The sequence below is a fragment of the Terrisporobacter muris genome (genome assembly GCF_024621905.1).
Lineage (GTDB): Bacteria > Bacillota > Clostridia > Peptostreptococcales > Peptostreptococcaceae > Terrisporobacter > Terrisporobacter muris.
In genome coordinates, this window is record NZ_JANKBY010000265.1 from 1 (window position 1) to 5,275 (window position 5,275).

Genomic DNA, 5,275 nt, shown 5'->3' on the forward strand with positions numbered 1-5,275 from the left:
ATACTTTTGAATAGTAAATAAATATTATAATATTTAAGTTCAAAATATAATTAGAAACATAATAAAAAGTTGTTGCTTTTATTTAGAAGTTAATTTACAATATTAAAAATATATAGAAAATACGATGAAAAAGAGAGTAGACTATATGTTGATTTATAGAGAACAAAGGATGGTGGAAGCTTTGTATGATACTTTAGTTGAAGAACACTTTGGAGTGGTTAGCCGAAATTTATATTAAAGAGTAGGCCTAAACGGAATCCTACCGTTATCTAGGAAACGTATCGAAAATTAATTCTGTACGTAATTAAGGTGGACTAAAAATAGTCAACTAGGGTGGTACCGCGTAAATATCACGTCCCTATACTTTTGTATAGGGACGTTTTTTAATTGTAAAAAATTATATCTTTTATATAACATATTGATAAAAGATATAAAATCAAATTTATTAAGAGAGCAACAGAGCTAATTTTCAGCTCTATGACGATACAAGCAGATCGAAGATTTAATGTATAAAAATAATAAAAGAAAGGATTGAAGAAAATGGCACAGTTAGAAAGAGCATTTTATGACAAGGGAAAAGATAAAGGTTTGGAAAGAATATTTATAAATGAATTAAATGATTGTATAAATCAAAAAGTATTACTTAGGGGTTGGGTACACAAAATAACTGATTTAAGCCATGTAGTATTTATAAAATTAAGGGATAAGTCTGGAGTAATTCAGCTAGTTTGTGAAAAAGAACAAATTGAAGATTTGAGATTGGAAAATGCTGTAGAAGTTGTGGGAAAATTATGTAGCAATGAAAAAGCACCTGGTAAAATAGAAGTATTAGTTGAAAAATTTGAGATTTTAGGAAGTACTTACTATGATAAACTTCCATTTGAAATTAACAGTTTTAAAAATAAGGCAGCATTGGAAACTCAATTAGATCATAGAACAATTGCTCTTAGAAGACCTGAGATAAGAGCCATATTTAAAATACAAAGTGAAATTGAAACAGCTTTTAGAGATTATTTAAAAGAAAGAAATTTTGAACAAATTCATACAGCAAAAATTATAGATTCATCAACAGAAGGTGGATCAGAAATGTTTACTATAAATTACTTTGATAGAAGGTCTTTTTTAGCACAATCACCTCAGTTTTATAAACAAATGATGGTAGGAGCTGGATTTGAAAGAGTTTTTGAGATAGGTCATGCTTATAGAGCAGAGCTTCATAATACATGGAGACATTTAAATGAATACGTTAGTTTAGATGTCGAAATGGGATTTATTAAAGATGAATTTGAATTAATGGACTTAGAAGAAGGTTTTATAAACTATTTATTTAATCATTTAAATAAAGTTTGCAAAAAAGAGCTTGAAATGTATAAAATAGACTTACCTAATGAGGTGTTTATTCCAAGAATAACTTTACAGGAAGCTCATGCAATATTACTAGATAAATACAATAAGAAATCTCCAATTGGAAATATAGATGCAGAAGGTGAAGTATTGATTTCTAAATATGTTAAAGAAAAATACAATTGTGATTTTGTATTTTTAACTAAATATCCTGTTAGCAAAAGACCTATGTATACGATGACAGATGATGAAAATAAAGAATTAACTAAAAGTTTTGATTTAATATATGATGGTTTGGAAATAACTACAGGTGGTCAAAGGATTAATGATTATGAAATGTTAAAAGAGAATATAATTAAATTTGGATTAAATCCAGAGGAATTTGATTTTTATTTAGAAACATTTAAATATGGTATGCCTCCACATGGAGGATTTGCCATAGGACTTGAGAGACTTACTATGAAAATATTAAAACTTACAAATATTAGGGAGGCGACTCTTATACCAAGAGATATGAAGAGATTAACTCCATAAATAATAAAAATTAAAGGAAGGGTGAAAAAAATGGCAATTACGAAAGAAGATGTTAAGTATATTGCAAAGTTAGCTAAACTTCAATTTAGTGAAGAAGAAGCTACAGTATTTGCAGGTGAATTTGAAAATATTTTAGAACAATTTAAAACTTTAGATAAACTACATTTGGAAGGTGTAGAAATTGAAAAAGCAAAAGTTGCAGTAGTTAGAAAAGACATATGTAAAAAATGTGATATAGATGATTTATATAGAAATTCTAAAAAAATGAGAGAAACTTTCATAGAAGTTCCTAAAATCATTGAGTAGGAGGATGCTTAAATGAAAAATTATAGTATAAAAGAACTAGTAAATAAAATACAAAATAAAGAAATTTCCTGCGAAGAAGTTGTAAGTTATTATATTAAAAATATAAAAGAAAAAGAAGAAAGTATAAATGCATTTATATCATTACAAGAAGAAAAAGCTTTGAAAAAAGCTAAAGAATTGGATGAAAAAATTGCTAAAGGAGAAAATGTGGGCAAACTATCAGGCATTCCTATTGCTATAAAAGACAATCTTTGTACAAATGGAGTAGCAACAACTTGTGCATCTAAAATGTTAGAAGATTTTATTCCTCCTTATGATGCAACAGTTATAAAAAAATTACAAGAAGAAGATGCTATATTAATAGGAAAAACAAATTTAGATGAATTTGCTATGGGATCTTCAACAGAAAATTCAGCTTTTAAAATTACAAAAAATCCAATAGATAAGTCTAGAGTTCCTGGAGGATCATCTGGAGGATCAGCAGCAGCTGTAGGGGCTAATATGGTTCCACTAGCTTTAGGATCTGATACAGGTGGATCTATAAGACAGCCAGCATCATTTTGTGGGATTATTGGTATGAAGCCAACTTATGGCTTAGTATCTAGATTTGGACTAATTGCTTTTGGTTCATCTCTTGACCAAGTAGGTCCATTTTCTATGACTGTGGAAGATAATGCTTATTTATTAAATATATTGGCAGGAGAAGATGATTTAGATGGAACTAGTGCTAAAAATCTTGAAGTAAAAGACTATACTGAAGGGATTGACTCTGGAATAAAAGGAATGAAAATAGGTATTCCTGTAGAGTTTATTGAAGAAGAAGGATTAGATGAAGAAATAAAAGAAGCTATATTTAAAGATATAGAAGTTCTAAGAGAGCTTGGAGCAGAAGTAGAAGAATTTTCACTACCTGTTACAAAAGATGGGCTTGCTCCTTATTATATAATATCTTCAGCAGAGGCAAGCTCTAATTTAGCAAGATTTGATTCCATAAGATATGGATATAGAACAAAAGACTATGATTCTGTGGAAGAACTAGTAGAAAAGAGTAGAAGTGAAGGATTTGGAAAAGAAGTAAAAAGACGTATAATGCTTGGAACTTATGCATTATCTTCAGGATATTATGATGCTTACTACAACAAAGCACAAAAATTTAGAGCTAAATTAAAACATGACTTTAAAGAAGCATTTAAGAAATACGATATTATTATTGGACCAGTATCCCCAATACTTCCTTTTAAAATAGGAGAAAGATGTGAAGATCCAACAGCTATGTATTTAGCTGATATTTATACTATAAATATTAACTTGGCAACAGTGCCAGCACTATCTATGCCAGGAGGCAAAAGTAGTGAAGGTCTTCCTATAGGACTTCAATTGATAGGAGATGTATTTACGGAAGATAAAATTTATAAAGTTGCTTATGCATTAGAGAAAAAACTAAATCTAAACTTTGAAAGAGAGGTGTAATTTATGTTACTAGAAACTGTTATTGGTTTGGAAATACATGCAGAACTAAAAACAAATACTAAAATATTTTGTTCTTGTTCCACAGAATTTGGAGCTAAACCAAATGAAAATACATGTCCCATATGCCTGGGAATACCAGGAACTCTACCAGTTTTAAATGAAGAAGTTGTTAATTTAGCAATAAAAGCTGGAAGAGCAGTAAACTGTACAATAAATAATTATAATAAAATGGATAGAAAAAACTATTTTTATCCAGACTTAACTAAAAACTATCAAACATCACAATATGATTTACCTATGTGTGTAAATGGTATGGTGAATTTTACTTACGAAGGAAAAGAAGTATCTGTTAGAATTAGCAGAATACATATAGAAGAAGATGCAGGAAAACTTGTCCATTTGGAAGATGAACCAGTATCTCTTATAGATTACAATAGAGCTGGAGTACCACTTGTTGAAATTGTTACAGAACCAGATTTGAGATCACCTGGAGAAGCAGCAGCATTTATGAGAGAGTTAAAGGGAATACTTGAATATGCTGAAATATCAGATTGCCGTATGGAACAAGGTTCCATAAGATGCGATGCAAATATATCCATAAGAACCTATGGACAGGAAGAATACGGAACAAAAGTAGAAATAAAAAATATAAACTCTTTTAGAGAAGTTCAAAAAGCTTTGGAAAAAGAAGAAAAAAGACAAAAAGAATTATATCAATATAAAGAAGAATATAAAATAAAACAAGAAACTAGAAGATGGGATGCTGGAAAAGGTAAAACTTTATCAATGCGTTCGAAAGAAGAAGCTCATGACTATAGATATTTTCCAGAACCAGATTTGACACCTATAATAATACCGCAGGAAAAAGTTGATACTATAGAAAAATCATTGCCTGAAATGCCAATAGAAAAAAGAGCTAGATTTGTAAAAGAGTACGGAATAAACGAAAAAGAGGCTTCTATAATAATAGGAAGTAAGGTTTTAGCTGGATTTTACGAAGAAATTGTAAAGGAAGGTGGAAATCCTAAAACAGCTTCTAACTACATTTTAGGTGACTTACTTCGTTTATTAAATGCTAATAATATGGAACCAGAATATATAAAAATTTCACCTAAAAACTTAGTTGACTTATTTAAAATAATTGAAGAAGGTAAAATAAGTAATACAGCAGGAAAAGAAGTATTCAAAGAAATGTTTGAAAGTAATAGGCCTGTTTTAGAAATTATTGAAGAAAAAGGATTATCTCAAATTAGTTGTTCTGATGAAATAGAAAAACTTGTTGATGAAGTTTTAAATAATAATCCTAAGTCAATAGAAGATTTTAAAGCTGGAAAAATTAAAGCAGTAGGATTCTTAATGGGTCAAGTAATGAAAGCTTCAAAAGGAAAAGCAAATCCTCAAGTAGCAAAACAAATGATAGAAGAAAAACTTAAAAATAAGTAAATTAATGAGAATTACTCACTATTTTAAAGTAGGGAGTAATTTTTTTGGAAAAAAAATAATAATTAAAGGATTGTATAAATAAATATGGAATAAATATAAAAATATGGGGTAAATATGTGAAGATTAAATGGAGGAAAACTTATGGATTATCATATGAAAAATAAAAACAAATGTATGA

4 protein-coding genes and 1 other annotated feature are annotated in these 5,275 nt (G+C 28.8%); all 4 genes read left to right on the plus strand.

The annotated features are described in order from the left end of the window. Nucleotides 1–115: 115 nt before the first annotated feature. Nucleotides 116–363 (plus strand) — a binding site (T-box leader). A gap of 177 nt (nucleotides 364–540) precedes the next feature. From aspS to gatB, 4 genes are read left to right on the plus strand one after another with little or no spacing between them, the layout of a single operon-like run. Further along, nucleotides 541–1,878, plus strand: coding sequence for an aspartate--tRNA(Asn) ligase (gene aspS / locus NSA58_RS15555; protein ID WP_139045073.1), 1,338 nt, complete (start codon nucleotides 541–543; stop codon nucleotides 1,876–1,878). A gap of 30 nt (nucleotides 1,879–1,908) precedes the next feature. Continuing rightward, a complete protein-coding gene (gatC, locus tag NSA58_RS15560; protein WP_074078732.1) occupies nucleotides 1,909–2,184 on the plus strand; it encodes an Asp-tRNA(Asn)/Glu-tRNA(Gln) amidotransferase subunit GatC in 276 nt (91 codons plus the stop codon). A 12-nt stretch (nucleotides 2,185–2,196) separates the two neighbouring features. Continuing rightward, nucleotides 2,197–3,654, plus strand: coding sequence for an Asp-tRNA(Asn)/Glu-tRNA(Gln) amidotransferase subunit GatA (gatA, locus tag NSA58_RS15565; RefSeq protein WP_039680912.1), 1,458 nt, complete (start codon nucleotides 2,197–2,199; stop codon nucleotides 3,652–3,654). A gap of 3 nt (nucleotides 3,655–3,657) precedes the next feature. Beyond that, nucleotides 3,658–5,097 carry an Asp-tRNA(Asn)/Glu-tRNA(Gln) amidotransferase subunit GatB gene (gatB, locus tag NSA58_RS15570; RefSeq protein WP_039680911.1) on the plus strand — a complete coding sequence of 480 codons (1,440 nt, stop codon included), beginning with the start codon at nucleotides 3,658–3,660 and terminating at the stop codon, nucleotides 5,095–5,097. Nucleotides 5,098–5,275: the final 178 nt, after the last annotated feature.